Annotated in this window: 18 protein-coding genes; 5 read left to right on the top strand and 13 right to left on the bottom strand. The window is 54.8% G+C overall.

Annotation, left to right across the window (positions count from 1 at the left end; all coding sequences use genetic code 11):
• The first annotated feature begins 164 nt into the window (after window positions 1–164).
• Entirely contained in the window at window positions 165–1,544 is a 1,380-nt protein-coding gene (gene xseA, locus AQ981_RS18640; protein ID WP_058913257.1) for an exodeoxyribonuclease VII large subunit, read from the top strand.
• A gap of 17 nt (window positions 1,545–1,561) precedes the next feature.
• On the opposite strand, the gene AQ981_RS26285 is transcribed toward xseA, so the two are convergent.
• The 13 genes from AQ981_RS26285 to ndk form a co-directional block, all read right to left on the bottom strand.
• A complete protein-coding gene (locus AQ981_RS26285; RefSeq protein ID WP_071608941.1) occupies window positions 1,562–1,783 on the bottom strand; it encodes a zinc ribbon domain-containing protein in 222 nt (73 codons plus the stop codon).
• Window positions 1,784–2,347: 564 nt separating this feature from the next.
• Window positions 2,348–2,653: a hypothetical protein gene (locus tag AQ981_RS18635; RefSeq protein WP_058913256.1), complete on the bottom strand. Its 306-nt coding sequence runs from the start codon at window positions 2,651–2,653 to the stop codon at window positions 2,348–2,350.
• Window positions 2,654–3,262: 609 nt separating this feature from the next.
• Window positions 3,263–4,225: a hypothetical protein gene (locus tag AQ981_RS27715; protein WP_154675953.1), complete on the bottom strand. Its 963-nt coding sequence runs from the start codon at window positions 4,223–4,225 to the stop codon at window positions 3,263–3,265.
• Window positions 4,226–4,269: 44 nt separating this feature from the next.
• Window positions 4,270–4,785 (bottom strand): fimbrial protein, encoded by a 516-nt coding sequence (locus AQ981_RS18625; RefSeq protein ID WP_058913254.1) that lies wholly within the window; start codon window positions 4,783–4,785, stop codon window positions 4,270–4,272.
• A 10-nt stretch (window positions 4,786–4,795) separates the two neighbouring features.
• Window positions 4,796–5,308 carry a fimbrial protein gene (locus AQ981_RS18620; RefSeq protein ID WP_082683217.1) on the bottom strand — a complete coding sequence of 171 codons (513 nt, stop codon included), beginning with the start codon at window positions 5,306–5,308 and terminating at the stop codon, window positions 4,796–4,798.
• 952 nt (window positions 5,309–6,260) lie between these two features.
• Window positions 6,261–7,733, bottom strand: a complete 1,473-nt coding sequence (gene der, locus AQ981_RS18615) for a ribosome biogenesis GTPase Der (RefSeq protein WP_058913253.1) — start codon at window positions 7,731–7,733, stop codon at window positions 6,261–6,263.
• Between the two features lie 154 nt (window positions 7,734–7,887).
• On the bottom strand, window positions 7,888–9,069 hold the full coding sequence (gene bamB, locus AQ981_RS18610; RefSeq protein ID WP_058913252.1) for an outer membrane protein assembly factor BamB: 1,182 nt from the start codon (window positions 9,067–9,069) through the stop codon (window positions 7,888–7,890).
• A 10-nt stretch (window positions 9,070–9,079) separates the two neighbouring features.
• A complete protein-coding gene (locus tag AQ981_RS18605) occupies window positions 9,080–9,700 on the bottom strand; it encodes a YfgM family protein (protein ID WP_058913251.1) in 621 nt (206 codons plus the stop codon).
• 35 nt (window positions 9,701–9,735) lie between these two features.
• Window positions 9,736–11,010: a histidine--tRNA ligase gene (hisS, locus tag AQ981_RS18600; RefSeq protein WP_058913250.1), complete on the bottom strand. Its 1,275-nt coding sequence runs from the start codon at window positions 11,008–11,010 to the stop codon at window positions 9,736–9,738.
• A 115-nt stretch (window positions 11,011–11,125) separates the two neighbouring features.
• Window positions 11,126–12,244 carry a flavodoxin-dependent (E)-4-hydroxy-3-methylbut-2-enyl-diphosphate synthase gene (gene ispG, locus AQ981_RS18595; protein WP_058913249.1) on the bottom strand — a complete coding sequence of 373 codons (1,119 nt, stop codon included), beginning with the start codon at window positions 12,242–12,244 and terminating at the stop codon, window positions 11,126–11,128.
• A 27-nt stretch (window positions 12,245–12,271) separates the two neighbouring features.
• Window positions 12,272–13,294 carry a cytoskeleton protein RodZ gene (gene rodZ / locus AQ981_RS18590; protein WP_058913248.1) on the bottom strand — a complete coding sequence of 341 codons (1,023 nt, stop codon included), beginning with the start codon at window positions 13,292–13,294 and terminating at the stop codon, window positions 12,272–12,274.
• A gap of 403 nt (window positions 13,295–13,697) precedes the next feature.
• Window positions 13,698–14,852: a dual-specificity RNA methyltransferase RlmN gene (rlmN, locus tag AQ981_RS18585; RefSeq protein ID WP_420809773.1), complete on the bottom strand. Its 1,155-nt coding sequence runs from the start codon at window positions 14,850–14,852 to the stop codon at window positions 13,698–13,700.
• A 186-nt stretch (window positions 14,853–15,038) separates the two neighbouring features.
• Window positions 15,039–15,470, bottom strand: a complete 432-nt coding sequence (gene ndk, locus AQ981_RS18580; protein WP_058913246.1) for a nucleoside-diphosphate kinase — start codon at window positions 15,468–15,470, stop codon at window positions 15,039–15,041.
• Window positions 15,471–15,906: 436 nt separating this feature from the next.
• Here ndk and AQ981_RS18575 point away from each other — a divergent pair, with 436 nt between their 5' ends.
• From AQ981_RS18575 to sseA, 4 genes are all read left to right on the top strand, one after another.
• Window positions 15,907–17,130 (top strand): hypothetical protein, encoded by a 1,224-nt coding sequence (locus AQ981_RS18575; protein WP_058913245.1) that lies wholly within the window; start codon window positions 15,907–15,909, stop codon window positions 17,128–17,130.
• Between the two features lies 1 nt (window position 17,131).
• Window positions 17,132–18,379, top strand: coding sequence for a Zn-dependent hydrolase (locus AQ981_RS18570; RefSeq protein ID WP_249226337.1), 1,248 nt, complete (start codon window positions 17,132–17,134; stop codon window positions 18,377–18,379).
• Entirely contained in the window at window positions 18,372–19,556 is a 1,185-nt protein-coding gene (locus AQ981_RS18565) for an amidohydrolase (protein WP_058913244.1), read from the top strand. Before AQ981_RS18570 ends, AQ981_RS18565 begins: the two co-directional genes overlap by 8 nt.
• A gap of 269 nt (window positions 19,557–19,825) precedes the next feature.
• Complete coding sequence (gene sseA, locus AQ981_RS18560; protein ID WP_058913243.1) at window positions 19,826–20,674, top strand: 3-mercaptopyruvate sulfurtransferase; 849 nt, start codon at window positions 19,826–19,828, stop codon at window positions 20,672–20,674.
• The last annotated feature ends 14 nt before the right edge of the window (window positions 20,675–20,688 follow it).

The following is a 20,688-nucleotide window of genomic DNA, read 5'->3' as shown; positions in this document are numbered from 1 at the left end:
TATCTCAACCTGGGGTGAAAGAGAACAGATAAAATATTGCCGCGGCATTATACAGAGCGTAACCGATTGCTGCCACAGTTTTTTGCAAAAAATGGTTGCCTTCCCGGCTCAGCGCGCTACTATCGATTGAATAACCTGCTGATTTAGAATTTGATCCAGCTCACATGTTACCAGTTCAATGCCCGTCCATTTTTACCGTTAGCCGCCTTAACCAGACGGTGCGTCTGCTGCTTGAGCAGGAGATGGGCCAGGTGTGGATCAGCGGTGAGATATCCAACTTCACCCAGCCGGCTTCCGGCCACTGGTATTTTACCCTGAAAGACGATACCGCTCAGGTGCGCTGCGCGATGTTCCGCAACAGCAACCGGCGAGTGACGTTCCGTCCTCAGCACGGGCAGCAGGTGCTGGTGCGGGCGACCATCACCCTCTACGAACCGCGCGGCGATTACCAGATCATTGCCGAAAGTATGCAACCCGCCGGCGAAGGCTTATTGCAGCAACAGTACGAACAACTGAAACAGCGACTCTTCGCGGAAGGGTTATTCGACCCGGGTAAAAAGCAGTCCCTGCCCTCGCCGGCCCGCCAGGTGGGCGTCGTCACATCGCGTACCGGGGCGGCGCTGCACGACATTCTGCATATTCTGCAGCGCCGCGATCCTTCCCTGCCGGTGGTGATCTACCCAACGGCGGTTCAGGGCGCCGATGCCCCGCAGCAGATTGTCCGGGCCATCGAGCTGGCCAATCAGCGCAACGAATGTGATGTGCTAATTGTCGGGCGCGGCGGCGGTTCGCTGGAGGACTTGTGGAGTTTTAACGACGAGCGGGTCGCCAGAGCCATTTTTGCCAGCCGCATTCCGGTTGTCAGCGCCGTGGGCCATGAAACCGACGTCACCATCGCTGATTTTGTCGCCGACATGCGCGCCCCGACGCCTTCTGCGGCGGCAGAACTGGTTAGCCGCAACCAGCAGGAACTGGTGCGCCAGCTTCACAGCCAGCAGCAGCGGCTGGAGATGGCGATGGACTACTATCTTTCCCACAAGACCCGCCAGTTCACCGGTCTGCAACATCGTTTGCAACAGCAGCACCCTCAATTGCGCCTGGCGCGCCAGCAGACTCTGCTGGTCTCCCTGCGTCAGCGTATGATTTCCGGTCTGGAGTTACAGTTGCGCCGCGCCCGCGAGCGCGAGCAGCGCCTGAGCCAGCGTCTGAATCAACAACAGCCGCAACCACGCATCCACCGCGCGCAGTCGAAAGTACAACAACTGGAGTATCGTCTGTCGCAGCTGATAAGCGCCCGTCTGAGTCATTCCCGGGAGCGCTTTGGTAATACCCTCACCCATCTCGAGGCAGTCAGTCCGCTGGCGACGCTGGCGCGCGGCTATAGCGTCACCACCGCTGGCGACGGGAAAGTGCTGAAACAGACCGCACAGGTGAAAACCGGCGATATGCTGACCACCCGGCTGGAAGATGGCTGGGTAGAAAGCGAAGTAAAAGGGGTGAGCAGCGCCGGCAAACGTAAGCCGCGCCGCACGAAAAGCGCGTAGCCATCGCGCTTTGAGGATTAATGACCGACGGGCGTCCACTCCACGCGCTTGCGTGAAATCAACCCATGGCCGTTCTGGCAAAAATAGTCCACCGCGCCACAGGCTTTCAGTACCTGCAACGGTTTGTGGCATTCCGGGCAGCGGGCCTCAAGGCTAAAATCCCGCTGGCAACTCTCACAATGGGCATGCTGTCCTTCCACCGCTAACGGTTTCTGGCAGCCCGGGCAGTTAAATTCCACGTCATCTCCTCAGCAAAATGGGGGTTACGCCCCGTCGCAGTACATCCTCTGATGGACGACACTATATTAGCCTCGTTTTACTGTAACGTAACCTGTCACCCCCAGCCTTCTGCGTCGCTGAACGCTGCCTCACCGTATTGCACGGATGGCATCGTCGTTGTCCGGGTGAATCTGTATACCCGTTTCCATACTGATATCCACAGAGTATTGACAATATATCAGGCATTACCACAGCAGGCGTTAACAGAGAAGTATTACTGTGCAGTATTATTAAAAATCAATATATTGACAACATCCCTGTTATTTAGCTTTTCAGCTAACAGCTATCAATCAGCGCAGCTCTTAATTTCAGATATTTCGAACTATCCTCAGAGAATAAATGCGACACCGAAAAAACCGCGCGACTTCATATATTGTGATGTCTGAGAAAACTGGCTTGCCGTTGTGTCGCCAGACAGTACGGGGAACCAGTAAAAAGTCACTGGAGATTGTTAAAGCACATAATTATCTGAATGACGGCGTCCAGTCTGGCCAGGACGCCGTCATCAGATGCTGGCACAGAATTTATTTTGGCGCGCACTCAAAATTCCCGTAAGGGGCTTTTTCCAGCGGATTGAGTGACGGCATCATCAACGTTTTACAGCTGAATTTGCGGCCTTTAGTGGTCGTTGCATCCCAGGTTACCGTGCTGCCGCCCAAAGCGCTGGCCGGGCCTTTCACCACATTACTAAGGGTGACTTCATCCGTAGAGGAAAGTCCCAGTTCATTTGTGGTGCCCTGTTGCAGTCTCATCATATCCGGCGCACCGGTGGCGCACCCGGTCAGTAATACGGCAAGGCCCAGAGTAAGCGGCAAAGTGATTTTTTTCATAACAAATCCTTGTAATGTATTTTTAGCGTATTTCCCGATTCTGTGGTTTAAGAATAAGGAGGTACTATTCTCGCCATTATTCCCGGCAATACAACCACAGCGGATAAAAAATTAACTTTTTTAATCATGTTTACGCTGCACTCATAAAAACCAGAAATACATTTCAATAAACTATAACAACAGAACATGAAAATATCCCCCGCAACAATACGGTCGTGATAACCAATATATAAATTGCAGCAGATCTCAGCAGTCCATTACCTGACTTTCTTAGTATAAAAGATAAAAAACCATATAAAGGCATTGATTTAAAATGATTTTACATTTTAACAATCAAATTGGGGACACAAAAAACTAAAGCACTCCGTTAGCTTCCGCTGAAACAGCATCCCGAAATCATAAACACTTTTCCATCTGCCAGTGGGTATCGGTTATCCCGGGCGATGAGGGGATCATATTCGGGGTCAGGATCATCAGCACCAACGGGACTGGCGGCTCAGCAGATAATGCCGTCCATAATGGTCAGCATCGTCTCCACTGAAATGAGCAGAAGCAACACAGAAAAGGCCGCTGATAAGCGGCCTGAAACCGAAAAGACAAATCAAGGCGCTAATAGTATTCCACCGCCAGAATCCCAATATTCTGCCCGCCAATCGGTCCGGTGCTGGTTGGCGTACCACTCAGGGTGACGGTGACTCTCAGCAAATTCGTGTCTGCTCCAGATGTTCGCATCGTCTGCAGGGACTGCTCATTGACCGTAACTTTAGCACTAACCCCTCTGCCCAAATTAATGGTATCACGTCCGGAGGTGGAGATATTGGACAGATACAGGTTGTAGGGCACATTGGCTTTGCTACAAGTCATGGTTGCTGTACGGGTTAGCGATTGCCCGGCCACCCCTGCCGGCGCCATATCAAGGAAATCGTAGATCAGCTCGCTGGTACTCATCCCGCACCATTCCGGATCGGGTTCAGGCTCCGGAACACTAACCCCGCCGGGTCCACAAACCGGGGTCGACACATAGCCAGAAAACACCGTGAAGAATTCATTCATGCCACTACGCGGGATGCCAAAGACGATACAGGAGTTGGTAACATTATCTGGTATCGTCACTGTAGTCGTACCGCCACTACCATGTTTCAACAGAAAGCGTGATGCATAGTTACTATGATCGCAGTAAACACCTCCCGCCGAGGAATCATTGGTACAATTATCCGTTCCGGTGGTTCCATTAGCATGCACAACCGGGTCACTACGCGTAACCGTCTTCAGCCCCTGATAATTCCCGCCCTGGACGTAATGCCCGCTGGACACGTAATTAGTGATTAAATACAGACCCCATGCCGACGCTCCCATTCCGGATGCAGACACCCAGTATTGCGCAGCCCCTTCATATATCCAGTTAACGGTATAATTATTACCTGACTGATGAGTCACAGAGGTCACCACCGGGCATCCGCCACCTGAGTTGGAAGTACAACTCCCCGCCGACGCCGGCGCGGAAAAAAACAGCGAACCGCCGAGAATGGCGCTACCCGCCAGAATTAATCGGTATAATTTTCTCTTTTCCATAAGTACCCTACTGCTATACATAATGTTCCGCAGCCCGATGACCATTACAGGTATTCCGCTCTCAGGGTTACCGTGGCTTCAAACGGCCCTTCCGCCAGTTCAATACCGGGACGCTGTACCAGCAGCCCCTCGATTTTCGGCTTCGACGCCAGGCTGATTTCTACCGGTGTGTCAAAGGTGAATGGCTGACCGTCGCGCAGGATCTTCACCCCGAGGTTGCCGATATTGCCTGACGAGGTCGCCACCGTCGCCCGATCCGTGGTATCGAAAGTCGCCTGGGTACCGCGTACGCTGAGCATCAGTTTCCAGTCGCGACCCACGGTATTTTCGCAATCCAGGCTGTAATTCACCTCTTCGCGGTAAATACCATCGACGACCTTTTTAATCGAAAGACGATCCCCGAAAGGCACATGGATAGTCTGATCGTTGTTAATCGAGCACCCCGGCGGCGTCACCAGCGTGCCCTTGAAAGTGATCTCTGCGTCACTGGCCGCCATCGCCGGAGTTATCCCGACCAGGCCAGCCCCCAGCAGCAGCAAACCTGCCGTTAACTGATTCATTCGGTCATCCTCACAGATAGCTGAAAACCATGGTCGCCGAGCCGTTGAAATCCACGTTCGGCAGCGTGGCGGCGTTCTGCGCCACCGGTATCGCGTACAGTACCGGCGGCGTACCGCCGTCCACATAAGTAAAATCCACCGTACCGTTGGGCGCGATAGCCGTACCGGACGCATTGGTCACCCGGATACCCAGACCGGTGACATCGGTACTGAACAGGCCGGCGTTGTAACCGGCAGTCCCCCTCAGGGTGATGAGCAGCTTATTACTGATCAGTTTGTCACTGTCACAGCTCACGGTGTAGATAATCTGCTCTCGTTTGTAACTCACACCGTCAATACGGGTGGTCATCACCTCTTTAAAATCCACCACTATCTGCTGGTTATTGTTAATCACGCAGTCCGGCTCGACGATGTTGCCGGTGATGGTCAGCGTGGTGGTGCCGCCATCTGCCGCCAGACTGATGGCTGGCAAGCCGGCCAGGCAGCACACAAGGGCAAAGGGTGCTGACTTCCATATAAACATTGTTACCTCCTGTATTTATTGCTCCGTCATCAACGCAACAGTATTCCGGGTCTTTCACCAGTTACGTCCGCAAAAAATCCCCGGACAGGCTGACCTGCGCATTTATTTCTTCTGTTTAAGTGATGCGAAGACACTCCACCACAGGTGAATTTCCACCGGTTTAAATAACCACCTAAAAACACTCTTCAGGAAAAAATTGGATTGTTTCAATATGTCTTTCATTCAACCTGAAAACTTACTGATATATAGGCCTACCTATGAAATTTTAAAAAGTGAATGTACGGTGCTTAATGGATTTATATACCAGCCAATTAAAACCACTTAATCGTTTATAACGATCAATAATACCAATTTGATTTATTTTATCTATTATATTTTTTGTATTGATCGTTAAAATCTATTAAATTAATTTCTTAATCTCTCTGTTGATAACCCGGAAATATCCTACTCCCCTCAAAATAACAGCATAATTGGGCAGATAATGCATAATCTAACCTAATGTTTTTTCAGGAAATCAAAATCAAGAGATCAAACAATTACATAATAAATTAAGAATTTTCATGGTAATAAACTGTATGATTTTTCAATAACTAAGAGAAATATCAACATGAATATTACCCAGGAAGATTCATCAATTTATTGTAATTGAATGAATATTATCTCCTGAATCAGGTAAAGTGGCGGGCAGGAGTTTCGTTAGCGTACTGATATTATCGGTTTTATCAGCGCCTGTAGCAGAGGGAAAGATGTCCCCCTTCACCGGTATACATGATCCATGCGCGTATCTGAACGTCTGCCAGCTTTAGCAGATGATTCTGTCTCTGCCATGTCCCCAAACAGGCATGTATATATAAGTACTCTGATACGTCTTTATCAAAACTCATCACAAAAAAAAGCCCGCATCATGCGGGCCTGTGGTTTTTTCCAGGAACAGTTAAATCTTAGTGATTCGTCATTTGCCTTTCTTAATATGTTTGATCAGACGCTTACGCTTACGCAGTTGATTCGGCGTTAGCGTGTTGCGCTTATTGGCAAATGGGTTTTCCCCTTCCTTGAACTGAATGCGGATCGGAGTCCCCATAACATCCAGCGATTTGCGGAAATAGTTCATCAAATAGCGTTTGTAAGAATCCGGCAGGTCTTTCACCTGGTTGCCGTGAATGACCACAATCGGCGGGTTATAACCACCAGCATGCGCATATTTGAGTTTAACCCGACGGCCGCGCACCATCGGCGGCTGATGGTCTTCCGCCGCCATATTCATAATACGCGTCAGCATAGAGGTACTTACCCGACGCGTTGAACTGTCGTAGGCTTCGCGCACTGATTCAAACAGATTACCAACCCCGCTGCCGTGCAGAGCGGAAATAAAATGTACCCGGGCAAAATCAATGAACCCCAGACGGAAGTCCAGCGTCTCCTTGACCTGCTCTTTGACTTCCTGGCTCAGACCGTCCCATTTGTTAACGACGATCACCAGTGAGCGCCCACTATTGAGGATAAAGCCCAACAGAGAGAGGTCCTGATCGGAGATCCCTTCACGGGCATCGATCACCAACAGCACGACGTTGGCGTCTTCAATGGCCTGCAAGGTCTTAATCACCGAGAACTTCTCCACCGTATCGGTGATTTTGCCGCGCTTGCGCACCCCGGCGGTATCAATCAGCACATATTCCCGCTCATCGCGTTCCATCGGAATGTAGATGCTATCGCGTGTGGTGCCGGGCATATCGTAAACCACCACGCGATCTTCCCCGAGGATACGGTTAGTTAGCGTTGACTTACCTACGTTGGGGCGGCCAACAATCGCCAGCTTAATCGGCAGATCCTGGGGATTAAACGCCTCCTCCGGCTCTTCCTCTTCCTGCTCACTCTCTTCAAACTGCGCCCAGTATTCCGCGTCTTCATCCACCTCTTCCGGCGGATCGATATCCGCCATCCACGGCAGCAGAACCTGTTCCAGTAAAGAGGTCACGCCGCGCCCGTGGGATGCGGCTATCGGATGAATTTCCCCAAGACCCAGCGAATAAAAATCGGCTACCGCCTGGTCTGGATCGAGGCCGTCGGTTTTATTGGCTACCAGGAACGTCGGCTTCTCGCGGGTGCGCAGATGTCTGGCAATGGCTTCGTCCGCCGGCATCAGGCCCGCGCGAGCATCCACCATAAACAGCACCACATCGGCTTCTTCAATCGCCAACAGCGACTGTTCCGCCATCCGGGTTTCCACCCCTTCCTCGTTACCGTCAATACCGCCAGTATCGATACAAATAAATTCCCGGCCTTCCACTTCGGCACGACCATATTTACGATCGCGGGTCAGCCCCGGAAAATCCGCCACCAGCGCGTCGCGGGTACGCGTTAAACGGTTAAATAACGTTGACTTACCAACGTTAGGGCGCCCGACCAGCGCGACCACAGGTACCATAAATGCCTCATTACTCTAAAAAATTAATCGTCAAACGGCTCTGATTGATTACCGGCGCCCGGCATATTGCCGGTCGCGAAAGGGCCGTTTTTAAAAACAGTAAACGGCCCCTGATCGTTCAGGGACCGTTTCATCAACACTGGCGCAGCGCTGTTTAGCGGGTGATGGCGTACAGCGTGCCGTCTTTCGCCTGGATCAGCAGCTTATCGCTGGCGACCACCGGTTCCGTCAGGAAGCCGGAGCTGTCGACTTTCTGCTGCGCCACAAAGTGGCCATCATTGATATCCACCCAGTGCATATAGCCTTCGCTGTCGCCGACCACCAGGTAGCCGTTATACAGCGCCGGCGCGGTCAGGTTACGGTGCAGCAGATCGCTCTGCGTCCACTGTGTAACGCCGCCGTCGGTGGTCAGGGCCAGAATACGATCGCTCTGGTCGACCATATAGATACGGTTATTATCAACAATAAAGTCGTTTACCGAACCCAGCTCGCGTTTCCACATGATCTGACCGGAACGCAGATCCAGCGCCGTCAGGTTACCGTTATAGGCCAGCGCGTAGACTATGCCGTTAACGATCACCGGCGTGGTGTCCACATCGCTGAGGCGATCGATTTCAGTAGCGCCAGTGGCCTGGGAGATACGCTGTTGCCAGATCAACTGGCCCTGCTGCATCAGGACTGCGCTGACGCGGCCATTGTCGCCGCCTACCACCGCAGCGCCGTACGCCGTCGCCGGAGCGGATTCACCGCGCAGCGTCAACGCCGACATATCCAGATTCGCGGTCCATTTCAGTGAGCCATCGCTTTCATTGAGCGCCTGTAGCATACCGTTGCTGGTATGGATCAGCACCAGGCCATCGCTGACTACCGGACGCGACAGCGCTTCGCCAGCCACTTTGGTCTGCCAGGCGACAGAACCGTCAGAGGTATCCAGCGCGTAAACCTGGGCTTTTTCGCTGCCGACATAGACGTGACCGCCGGAAACCGTCACACCGCCAGATAGCAGCGCCGGACGATTACTGGACAGGAAGCCGGTCTTCTCGGAGAGATCGACCTTCCAGATCTCTTTGCCATCGCTGGCATTTACCGCTTTAACGGTACCACGACGATCGGCGGCATACACATTGCCATCCTGCCAGGCGGGATGAAGGTTGGAGTAAAATTCGCCAATGCCGTTACCTACCGAGGTCTTCCATGCGGTGGTCGGCGTAAACTGATTTTCCACCTGCGGCAGCGGCGACATTTTCACCACATCTTCCTCACTGTTAAACAGTGAACAGCCGCTGAGCAGCGCGAGAGAAATCAGGCCTGGCACAAGTAATTTACGCAATTGCATCTGGTCCCTCTTAGCTGGACAGGTTGTTAATTTTCATCTGCATCATTTCACGCAACGCCGGAGAAGCCTCGCTGGCGACGCCTTTACTCCAGGCATCGCGGGCTCCCTGCACATCGCCCTTACTGAGCAACGCATCGCCGCGCAGATCGGCAACAATCGCCAGCCAACCTTCCCCTTTTATCGCATCAAGGGTTTTCAGCGCATCGTCGGACTGCTTCTGCTGAATCTGAACCCGCGCCAGACGCAGATTCAGCAGCGCCTGCAGATTTTCATCGCTGGTGTTGCCGATCCCCTGCTGTAACTGCGTAGCCGCTTTGGCAAGGTCGTTTTTATCGGCAAATTTCTGGGCAAGTTCCATGGCAGTCAGCGCGCCATAGGTATTTTTGTTCTCCGTGACGAATTTCTCCGCCGCGGCGATGGTATCCGGCTTATCGATATTCACCGCATTCGTCACGGTCTCGTACGCCAGCGAGGAAGACATCGCTGATTCCATCTGATGGCTATTCCAGTAGCGCCAGCCTACCAACGCGCCAACGCCCAGTACCACCCCAACAACCAGCGCTTTACCGTTTTCGGCAAAAAAGCGTTTTACCGCTTCGAGCTGATCGTTTTCATTCTCATAAATTTCCACGCAGTCCTTCTCCTTAACGATAAATAGCGGGGAAGTTAACCCAGTAGCGCCTGCAGATGCGCCGCCAAGTCGCTTTGCGCGACAGTCTGCTGCTCACCTGAACGCAAATCTTTCACCACTACCTGCTGGCTGGCGACTTCGTCTTCACCCAGCACCAGGGCGACGCGCGCGCCCCATTTGTCGGCGCGAGCAAACTGCTTCTTAAAGTTGCCGCCGCCATAATTGGTCATTAGTTTCACTGCCGGCAATACATCCCGAACCTGCTCGGCCAGCAGCATGGCCGCCGTCTGAGTCCCGGCGCCAGAAGCAATCAGGTATATATCGACAACGGATTCGGCTTTAAATTCCGGATTAATGGCCTGAACCAGCAATACCAGACGTTCCAGCCCCATGGCAAAACCGACGCCCGGCGTCGGACGCCCGCCCAGTTGCTCCACCAGGCCGTCGTAACGGCCGCCGGCGCATACCGTCCCCTGGGCGCCCAGCGCGCTGGTGACCCATTCGAAAACGGTGCGGTTATAGTAATCCAGCCCGCGCACCAGGCGCTGATTGACAGTATACCGAATCCCCGCCGCGTCAAGGTAACGGCACAGACCGGAAAAATGTTCCCGGGATTCGTCGTCCAGATAATCCCCCAGCGCCGGCGCGTCGTTCAGCAGCGCCTGAACCTCGGGATTTTTGCTGTCCAGCACCCGCAACGGGTTGCTGTACATACGGCGCAGGCAGTCTTCATCCAGCTTATCTTTGTGCTGTTCAAGAAACGCCACCAGCGCGTCGCGATAATTGGCCCGGGCGTCCAGGGAGCCGATAGAGTTCAGTTCCAGCGTGACATGCTGGTCGATGCCCAGCGCGCGCCACCAGCGGGCAGTAAGCATGATCAGCTCAGCGTCGACATCCGGCCCCTGCAGGCCAAACACCTCAGCGCCCAGTTGATGGAACTGGCGGTAGCGCCCTTTCTGGGGACGTTCGTAGCGGAACATTGGACCGATATACCATAAGCGCTGTTCCTGATTGTACAGCAGACCATGTTCGATCCCGGCGCGCACGCAGCCCGCGGTGCCTTCAGGGCGCAGCGTCAGGCTTTCGCCGTTGCGGTCCTCAAAGGTATACATCTCTTTTTCAACCACATCGGTCACTTCACCGATCGCGCGTTTGAATAACGGGGTCTGCTCTACAATCGGCAAACGGATTTCGCTGTAACCGTAGCTGCCGAGCACCTGCTTAAGAATGCCTTCAATGCGCTGCCAGACGGCGGTTTCGCCCGGCAGATAATCGTTCATGCCGCGGATGGCTTGAATGTTCTTTGCCACGTTTAGTCTCTAGTTATCTGATACAAAAAATGAACCCGGAATCCAGATAGCCCGATTAACCGGACGCCTGGCGGGTTCAATCATACACGGGAAGCCCGTCGCTTCCCAGCTTGCATTATTTTTCCAGTTGCTGAACGTCAATGCGCCGCGCTTCATCCAGCATGGTGGCTTTAGCGCGAATCCGCGCTTCCAGCTGGTTGATCATATCGTCATTATCAAGGCGATCTTTGCGCGAGCCGTCTTCATAGAAGCCGCTCTTTTTATTGCCGCCGGTCACGCCGAGCGTTGACACCAAAGCTTCGCCGGGACCATTCACCACGCAGCCGATAATCGAGACATCCATCGGCGTGATGATATCTTCCAGCCGCTGCTCCAGGGCATTGACGGTGCCAATCACATCGAACTCCTGACGCGAGCAGGTCGGGCAGGCAATAAAGTTGATACCGCGCGAACGAATGCGCAGCGATTTCAGAATATCAAAACCGACTTTGATCTCTTCTACCGGATCTGCCGCCAGCGACACGCGCAGCGTATCGCCGATCCCTTCGGACAGCAGCAGTCCGAGACCGATCGCCGATTTCACCGCGCCGCTGCGAGCGCCGCCAGCCTCGGTGATCCCGAGGTGCAGCGGCTGATCGATCTCTTTCGCCAGCAGGCGATAGGATTCCACCGCCAGGAAAACGTCCGACGCTTTAACACTCACCTTGAACTGATTGAAGTTAAGACGATCGAGGTGATCGACATGGCGCATGGCGGATTCCAGCAGCGCTCGCGGAGTCGGTTCGCCGTATTTCTCCTGCAGATCTTTTTCCAGCGAACCGGCATTCACGCCGATGCGAATCGGAATGTTTTTGTCCCGGGCGCAGTCCACCACCATGCGGATACGCTCTTCGTTACCGATGTTGCCCGGATTGATACGCAGACAGTCAACGCCGTACTCCGCCACTTTCAGGGCAATGCGGTAATCAAAGTGAATATCCGCCACCAGCGGCACATTAACCTGCTGTTTGATCAGGCGGAATGCCTCGGCGGCATCCATGGTCGGCACCGAAACGCGAACGATATCCGCGCCGACGCGCTCAAGGGCTTTAATCTGATTGACTGTCGCTTCCACATCGGTGGTACGGGTGTTAGTCATTGACTGAACGGCGATGGGCGCGCCATCGCCAATCGGCACATTCCCGACGTAAATCCGCGTGGATTTTCTACGCTGAATGGGCGCTTCGTTATGCATATACCACTCTCTCCATTAGCCCGTCTGTTACTGCACCGCTGAAGGCTCAGCCTGGAGAGTCAGACGCGCAACCTGGTTATTTCTGATAAAACGACTGAGATCGACGGCTTTCCCCTGATACTGGATCTGTACGGCCGCCGGGGCGCCAATTTTCAGTTTATAGGGCGCCTGCCCTGCCAGATTGAGGTTGCCATCTTTGCGCTGCATACCGCTGAACAATTTTTTACCGGTAGCGTCGGTGACTTCCAGCCAGCAATCAGCGGTGAAATTCATCACCAGCGCGTTAGGATCGGCGGCAGGCGCCGCGGTTTGCGCAGGCTCTACCGGCAGTGGCGCAGCGCCAGCGTTGCCGGTATTCGCGGTCGCCATATTATCGACATTCGCCTGGCTCGGGGATACCACCGGGTGAGTTTCCGGCGTCGCCGCTGGCGCAACGCTTTGCTGCCCGCTGGCGCTCGCCGTCGCGTTTTCGTTACCCGCCGGCGCTACGGCGCCATTCTGCTCGGCAGGACCGCCGACCGGCGCCGCCGGTTCGCTGGCGCGATCGTCAGGGCTTAAGGAAATCGGTTGCGATGTGCCGCTATTGTTAAGCGCCGCAGTGGATTGATCGGCCATCGAGACAATCTCATCCTGCTGCGCTTTGTGGTTTTGCCACCACCAGGCGCCGGTCAGACCGACCACCACAAAAAGCACCAGCCAGGTAAAACTCATCAGCCAGCCATCGCGCTTTTTGCGCCGTTTGCCCAGCGAAAAACTTTGCATCGGCTGCACTTTCGCCGCTCTGATGGGAGCCTGTTTGGCCATCATCGGCAGCAGTTCTTCTTCCGGGATATGCACGAGGCGGGCATAAGAGCGGATGTAGCCACGCAGAAACGTTGCCGCCAGATCGCTCGGCGTATTATCGGCTTCAATATCCCGGACGGTAGAAACCTTCAGGCACAGGCGTTCCGCCACCGCCTGTTGGGTGAGCCCCATTTTTTCGCGAGCGGCCCGTAGCCGTACGCCCGTGGTTTGTGCTGCATTCTGTTCTTGAGTGGCTTCAGTATTCATTAGCTACAACTGCTGGTACTGTTTGATTAAGGAACCAGACACCGGGCTGACTCTGTGTCACCGAATCGGGCCCGTGCCGCGAAAAGATCTTACATCGATGCCCCGGCGGACCAGTGCACGGATAAACCACCGGCACAAAGCTGCTTCACGGAACGCAAACTAATGATGCGTTACTCACTCTCGCTCACGCCAGGTGAGTTAACCTTAGACAGAATTTCCCACTCTGTCTGGTTACTGGCGCAGAATTAGTTTAGCGCAGAGCGGCTAAACTATTGTTGTGCCGCTACATACTGCCTTAAAGCGCCAGGAAACGCACCGTAATTCTTGCCCGCTTCCGGTTCATCCGCACAGCCTGTGACCATTTTGCCTCACAGGGGCCGTGCGGGTGGCCCATGCTATTTTGTCAGACTGCTTTTACAGCGATCGGTTCACCCTGCATCCGCTTACGCAGCGTACGCTTGGTGCGGTCGATCACATCTCCGGCCAATTGTCCGCAGGCGGCGTCGATATCGTCGCCGCGGGTCTTCCGAACAATGGTGGTAAACCCATACTCCATTAACACTTTGGAGAAACGGTCAATGCGGCTGTTGGAGCTACGGCCATACGGCGCGCCGGGGAACGGGTTCCACGGAATCAGGTTAATTTTGCACGGCGTATTTTTCAGACATTCGGCCAACTGGTGCGCATGCTCGGTGCCATCATTCACATGGTCGAGCATCACGTACTCTACGGTGACACGTCCCTGATTGGCATTGGATTTCTCCAGGTAACGACGTACCGCGCTAAGGAAGGTCTCAATATTGTACTTACGGTTGATCGGGACAATATCGTCACGAATCTCATCGGTAGGGGCGTGCAGAGAAATCGCCAGCGCCACATCGATCATATCGCCCAGTTTATCCAGCGCCGGCACCACCCCGGAGGTGGACAGCGTAACGCGGCGCTTGGAGAGACCAAAACCGAAATCATCCAGCATGATCTCCATCGCCGGCACGACATTGGTCAGGTTCAACAGCGGCTCGCCCATGCCCATCATCACCACATTGGTGATCGGACGCTGGCCGGTGACCTTCGCGGCGCCGATAATTTTCGCCGCGCGCCACACCTGGCCAATAATTTCCGATACCCGCAGGTTACGGTTAAAGCCCTGCTGAGCCGTGGAGCAAAACTTGCACTCCAGCGCACAACCCACCTGGGAGGAGACACACAGCGTGGCGCGATCGTCTTCCGGAATATACACGGTCTCTACCCGCTGATCGCCAACGGCGATGGCCCATTTAATGGTGCCATCGGAGGAGCGCTGCTCTTCCACCACCTGCGGCGCACGAATTTCCGCTACCGTTTTCAGGCGCGCGCGCAGCACCTTATTGATATCCGTCATGTCATCAAAGTCGTCGCAACAGTAGTGATAAATCCATTTCATCACCTGGTCGGCGCGAAAAGGCTTTTCACCCAGTTCTTTAAAAAACTCGCGCATCTGCTGGCGGTTCAGATCCAGCAGGTTCACTTTTTCTACATTAACGGAAGCGTCGGACGCGGGCGTCCCGGTGGTGATCATTTGCTCAGACATATGTTTTCCGGCCTCGTTGTTACACGTTATGGCCCCAGGTAGGTTTAAGAAAAAAGAAGCGCCCCGGCATACGGTGATGCGGGGCGCGGTATTGTACAAATTCCGCTGCGGCGTTGCTACGTCTTATCGCGAGTGCGACAAAATAAAAGTGTAACTACCGCTTAACAAGCGCGCTTAGCGGGTACGCGGGCAAACTTCGCCTTCTGCAAAGAAATAGGCGATTTCGCGGGCGGCGGATTCCACGGAATCAGAACCGTGGGTACCGTTTTCGGTCAGGCTGTCAGCATAGTCGGCGCGCAGAGTGCCGGCCAGCGCGTTCGCCGGGTTGGTTGCGCCAAGAATTTCACGGTGGCGACGCACCGCGTCTTCCCCTTCCAGTACGCTGACCACAATCGGGCCGGAGGTCATGAACGCCACCAGGCCATCAAAGAAAGGTTTGCCTTCATGCTCGGCATAGAAACCACGCGCCTGATCGGAAGACAGATGTACCATTTTAGTACCGACAATTTTCAGTCCCGCCGTTTCAAAACGCGCGAAAATGTTGCCAATAACGTTTTTTGCCACCGCGTTAGGCTTAAGGATGGAAAAAGTACGTTCAATAGCCATGATAACCTCTTGTAATGTTGTTCTGTTTGCACCGGATACCCGGTAAGACCTGGCGCAGGATTATAAAGAGCTATCGCCACGTTGCCTATGGATAGAGGTAACATTTTTTTAAAATAAAATGACTTTCAGCAACATCACCTGAGTGCGACCTACTACCCGGTGATTTTACCGCGAAGAGACCGACCCACCGCCAGACCCTAACCGCCAGCCACAATTCACCGCAATATATGGCCAGAAAAAATCCTACAATTAATTACCAGAATAATAAAACTTTCCCACAGATAGTCTGCCAGTAGCGGCAGATAGCCAGATGATACTCTGACTTTCCGAACGAAGTTTGACTTTGGCAGACAATTATATGTAACTAATAATCCGATAATTATTATAAATACACCACACAATATCCTGATAACAAAACTAACAACGGAAGTTAACAATGACCCAGATGGTAGCGTTAGTCATTATTATTGCCATTCTTTATATTGGCGACGTCGTTTCCACCCGTTCAAAAGCCTGGATACCTTCGGTATTCGTCTGCGCGGTTCTGTTCCTGGTCGGTTACTGGACCATCTTCCCGACAGATATCATCAGCCGGGCAGGGATCACGCCGGCAATCGCCGTGATGCTGATGTATCTGCTGATTACCAACATGGGGACGCTGTTGTCCCTGAAAGAGCTGGGACAGCAGTGGAAAACGGTGGTTATCGCCCTCGCCGGTATCGCCGGCATCATCGTCGCGGTTTTCGCCGTCTGTATGGTGCTGTTCGACATGAACACCGCGCTGGTGACCATTCCGCCATTAGTGGGCGGTATTGTCTCGTCGCTGATCATGTCCAAAGGAGCCGCCGAAGCCGGGCTGGTCGATCTGTCGGTATTCGCGATTCTGATTTATGTCATGCAGGGTTTCGCCGGTTACCCGCTGACCGCCATCATGCTGCAGCGCGAAGGCAGGCACGTCCTGGAAAAATACCGCCGCGGCGAGTGGAAAAGCCACGTTCCGGTGGAAACCGTGGATAAATCGCCGGCCACCACCGTTGCCGGCGAAGAAAAAATGCCGCGCCTGTTCAGCGCCATCCCCACCCAGTACAACACCAGCTACTTTAAGTTCCTGCGCCTGGCGTTTGTCGGTTTTCTCGCCTGGTGGGTCTCCGATCTGTGTGCGCCACTGGTAAGCATTAGTCCGTTTGTCCTGTGTCTGCTGTTTGGCGTCGTCTTTACCTCGTTCGGTTTCCTCGAACGTCAGGTACTGCAGAAAGCCAATGGATTTGGCTTCGCGGTGATGGGGCTGATGCTGTTTATTTTCGACACCCTCAACAAAGCCACGCCGGAAATGCTGCTGCGCCTGATTTACCCGATGCTGGTGCTGATCGCCACGGCGGTCATCGGTATGTTCCTGGTCTCCTGGGTGGTCGGCAAACTGCTCGGCGTCAATATGCCGATGGCCTTCGCTATCTCCCTGACCGCCCTGTACGGCTTCCCGGCGGACTACATTATTACTAATGAAGCCATCAACTCTCTGACCCGCGACGAGAAAGAGCGTGAAGTCTTGACCCATCACATGTTGGGACCAATGCTGGTCGGCGGCTTTATCTCCGTTACGATGGTTTCTGTCGTGCTGGCCGGTATTCTGGTTAGCTATATCACTCCGGTTGCAGGATAAAATGATGAACGTCAGCAGTACCCGTATTAAGCGGTTCCTTGATGAACTGGCCGAATTTAACGCCACCCCGGGTAAGGGCATCACCCGGATGAGCTACAGCCCACAGGCCCGTGAGGCGCGCGGTTGGCTGCGTAAGCAAATGGAGCAGGCTGGCCTGCAGGTGCGAAAAGACGCAATGGGCAACGTTATCGGCACGCTGCCGGGCGCCAGTCCCAGCCTCCCGGCGGTGATGATCGGCTCCCATTTCGATACCGTTCCCCACGGCGGCGCCTTCGACGGCGCGGCCGGGGTGATTATGGCGCTGGAAATCGCCACCCTGTTCCACGAGCAGGGCTTAAAGCCCGACTATCCGCTGGAGGTGGTGGCGCTGGTGGAAGAAGAAGGCGCCAGCTTCGAGCGCGGGCTACTGGCCTCCTCGGCGATGGCGGGCCATATCACCGCTCAAACCCTGGCAAACCTACGCGACAGCGCCGGGATCAGCGCCGCTCAGCGCATGGCGGATGCCGGCTATGCGCCGCAGGAAATTACCAGCGTGGTACGCGCGCCGGAATCGCTGAAAGCCTTTATTGAGTTACACATTGAACAAGGGCCGGTACTGGAACAAACCGGTACCGACATCGGCATCGTCGATGTGATTGTCGGTATGACCCAACTGACCGTCACGCTGACCGGCAAGGCCGGCCACGCCGGCACCACACCGATGGACCGCCGCCAGGATGCGCTGGTGGCCGCCAGCCACATTATCAGTCAGGTGGGGGACTTCGCCCGTCAGGCCGGCGAAGCTACCGTGGCCACCGTCGGGAAACTGCAGGTCTATCCCAACGGTTCCAACGTTATTCCGCATCAGGTGGTGTTTTCGGTGGATATCCGTTCCCGGGACGAGCAAAAACTGCGTCAGGTCATTGAACAGACCCGTGAAGCCATCCATCGCCAGGCGGTCGACGGTATCAGCGCGAATATCGAACAAACGCTGTATGTCCCCCCCACGCCGATGGACCCGGAAATCACCCATAACCTCGGGCAGCAGTGTGACAAACTGGGCTTCAGCTGTAAAACCATGGTCAGCGGCGCCGGCCACGATGCGATGATCTTCGCCGGCCTGACCCCCACCGGGCTGGTATTCGTGCCCAGCCGCGACGGGCTGAGCCATCACCCGGATGAATGGACCGACGCCGAACAGATCGCTAAAGGCGTGGAGGTGATTTTCCACGCGGTTAAAACTATTACGGAGGCCAGGAGCCATGACTAACCCTGCCATCGCGGCATTTGTTAAAGAAAATCAACAGCGAATGATCGATTTTCGTCGCGATTTGCACGCCCACCCGGAATTGCCGTGGGAAGAAAAACGCACCACCCAACAGATTGCCAAAGCCCTTGATGAAATCGGTATCAGTTACCGGCTCACCACCCCTACCGGCATCATCGCCGAAATTCAGGGCGCTAAGCCCGGTAAAACCGTCGGCCTGCGCGCCGATATGGACGCGCTGCCGGTACTGGAGCTTAACGATAGCCTGAGCTACAAATCGCAAACGCCAGGAAAAATGCACGCCTGCGGCCACGACGCCCACACCGCAATGCTGCTCACCGCCGCCGCGGCGCTGCACAGCATTCGCGACCAGTTGCCAGGCAACGTGCGGCTGATTTTCCAGCCAGCGGAAGAAATTGCCGAAGGGGCCAAAGAGATGGTGCGCCAGGGGGCCATGGAGGGTGTTGATAACGTCTTCGGCATCCATATCTGGACCGTGATGCCGTCCGGCAAAATCTCCTGCAAAGTCGGTTCAACCTTCGCCTCCGCCGATCTGCTGAAAGTGTCATTCAAAGGGCGCGGCGGCCACGGTTCAATGCCGGAAGCCTGCGTCGATGCCGCTGTAGTCGCCTCTTCGTTTGTGATGAACCTGCAGGCCATCGTGTCCCGGGAAACCGCCGCGCAGGACTCAGCGGTTGTCACCATCGGTAAAATGGATGTCGGTACTCGTTTTAACGTCATCGCCGAAAACGCGGTGCTGGACGGCACCGTACGCTGCTTCAGCGTCGCAGATCGCGAACGCCTGAAAGCCGCCATTGAACGTTACGCCGCACATACCGCGGCGGTCTACGGCGCCAGCGCTAAAGTAGAATATACCTACGGTACGCTACCAGTGATAAACGATGAACGCAGCGCACTGCTGGCCCAGTCGGTGATCCGCGACGCCTTTGGCGAGCAGGCGCTGATGACCGAGCGTCCCACCACCGGCGGTGAGGACTTCAGTTTCTATATGGAGAAGGCGCCGGGCTGTTTTGCGCTGGTCGGTTGCGGTAACGAGCAAAAAGGCAGCCATTTCGCGCACCACCACGGCTGTTTCAACATTGATGAAGATACCATGGCGGCAGGCGCGGAACTCTATGCCCAGTACGCCTGGCGCTATCTGCATCAGGCGCAGTTCTGATTCTTTTCCTCGCGCTCCCGTCTCCCCGGGAGCGCCTTTTTCCGTCTGCTGGCGTCCGGCAGCCCGCCCCTGGGTAAATAGTTGACAACCCCCGGCCAAACGTGCTGTTTTGTGGGTAAACTATCAAGGCAATTTTTTGATTTTGCTGCTAATTTTTTACCAGCCCGGCTGATCAGCGCGCCAGCTTGCAGATTTGTTATGTGTCTCGCTTGTCGGCCCGGCAAAAAACATCAACAATTTCAGTACCGATGATGACACGGAGGCAAACCATGTCCACTTCCTTCTTTGTTGCAGGCGACTGGCTCGCAGAGCATATCAATGACCCGGAAATTCAGATTCTGGACGCCCGCATGGCTCCACCAGGCCAGGACGATCGCGATGTGGCGGCGGAGTATCGCAGCGGCCATATTCCCGGCGCCGTGTTCTTCGATATTGAGGCGCTTTCCGATCACCACAGCCCCTATCCGCATATGATGCCGCGTCCGGAAACCTTTGCCGTAGCGATGCGCGAATTGGGGGTCAACAGCAGCCGTCATCTGGTGATTTACGACGAAGGCAATCTGTTTTCCGCGCCGCGGGCGTGGTGGATGCTGAAACGCTTTGGAGTGGAGAATGTTTCTATTCTGGCGGGCGGACTGGCGGACTGGCAGCGGGAATCCCTGACTCTGGAAACCGGCGACGTTACGCTGCCGGAGGCGGAATTTGAGGTCAAATTCGACCCCGCGCCGATCCGCCGCCTGACCGACATGCTGGTCGCCAGCCACGAAGGGCAGATTCAACTGGTGGACGCCCGCCCGGCGGCGCGCTTTAACGCCGAAGCGGATGAACCACGCCCCGGTCTGCGCCGCGGCCATATTCCCGGAGCGCTGAATGTCCCATGGACCGAACTCGTGGAAAACGGCCAGCTTAAAACCACCGATCAGTTGAGCGCTATCTTTGCCCACCACGGCGTCCACCCGGAAAAACCGACCATTGTCAGCTGTGGCTCCGGGGTGACGGCGGCCGTCGTCGTGCTGGCGCTGACCACGCTGGGCGCCGGGGATGTGGCCTTGTACGACGGCTCATGGAGCGAATGGGGCAGCCGCGACGATCTGCCGGTTGAGCCTGCGGGGAAATAATATTTTCCGGCGCC

Origin of the sequence: Entomohabitans teleogrylli (assembly GCF_001484765.1) — a bacterium.
Taxonomy (GTDB): domain Bacteria; phylum Pseudomonadota; class Gammaproteobacteria; order Enterobacterales; family Enterobacteriaceae; genus Entomohabitans; species Entomohabitans teleogrylli.
Note: the sequence above shows the minus strand (reverse complement) of the source record. Positions and strands in the feature narration are given on the sequence as shown.

Excerpts from the sequence above, each read along its gene's own strand:
- bamB (WP_058913252.1), bottom strand. The coding sequence starts at position 9,069 with ATGCAATTGCGTAAATTACTTGTGCCAGGCCTGATTTCTCTCGCGCTG.
- sseA (WP_058913243.1), top strand. The coding sequence starts at position 19,826 with ATGTCCACTTCCTTCTTTGTTGCAGGCGACTGGCTCGCAGAGCATATC.
- AQ981_RS18570 (WP_249226337.1), top strand. The coding sequence starts at position 17,132 with ATGATGAACGTCAGCAGTACCCGTATTAAGCGGTTCCTTGATGAACTG.
- ndk (WP_058913246.1), bottom strand. The coding sequence starts at position 15,470 with ATGGCTATTGAACGTACTTTTTCCATCCTTAAGCCTAACGCGGTGGCA.
- rodZ (WP_058913248.1), bottom strand. The coding sequence starts at position 13,294 with ATGAATACTGAAGCCACTCAAGAACAGAATGCAGCACAAACCACGGGC.
- rlmN (WP_420809773.1), bottom strand. The coding sequence starts at position 14,852 with ATGATCACCACCGGGACGCCCGCGTCCGACGCTTCCGTTAATGTAGAA.
- ispG (WP_058913249.1), bottom strand. The coding sequence starts at position 12,244 with ATGCATAACGAAGCGCCCATTCAGCGTAGAAAATCCACGCGGATTTAC.
- xseA (WP_058913257.1), top strand. The coding sequence starts at position 165 with ATGTTACCAGTTCAATGCCCGTCCATTTTTACCGTTAGCCGCCTTAAC.
- AQ981_RS27715 (WP_154675953.1), bottom strand. The coding sequence starts at position 4,225 with ATGGAAAAGAGAAAATTATACCGATTAATTCTGGCGGGTAGCGCCATT.
- AQ981_RS18565 (WP_058913244.1), top strand. The coding sequence starts at position 18,372 with ATGACTAACCCTGCCATCGCGGCATTTGTTAAAGAAAATCAACAGCGA.
- AQ981_RS18635 (WP_058913256.1), bottom strand. The coding sequence starts at position 2,653 with ATGAAAAAAATCACTTTGCCGCTTACTCTGGGCCTTGCCGTATTACTG.
- AQ981_RS18625 (WP_058913254.1), bottom strand. The coding sequence starts at position 4,785 with ATGAATCAGTTAACGGCAGGTTTGCTGCTGCTGGGGGCTGGCCTGGTC.
- AQ981_RS18575 (WP_058913245.1), top strand. The coding sequence starts at position 15,907 with ATGACCCAGATGGTAGCGTTAGTCATTATTATTGCCATTCTTTATATT.
- der (WP_058913253.1), bottom strand. The coding sequence starts at position 7,733 with ATGGTACCTGTGGTCGCGCTGGTCGGGCGCCCTAACGTTGGTAAGTCA.
- AQ981_RS18620 (WP_082683217.1), bottom strand. The coding sequence starts at position 5,308 with ATGTTTATATGGAAGTCAGCACCCTTTGCCCTTGTGTGCTGCCTGGCC.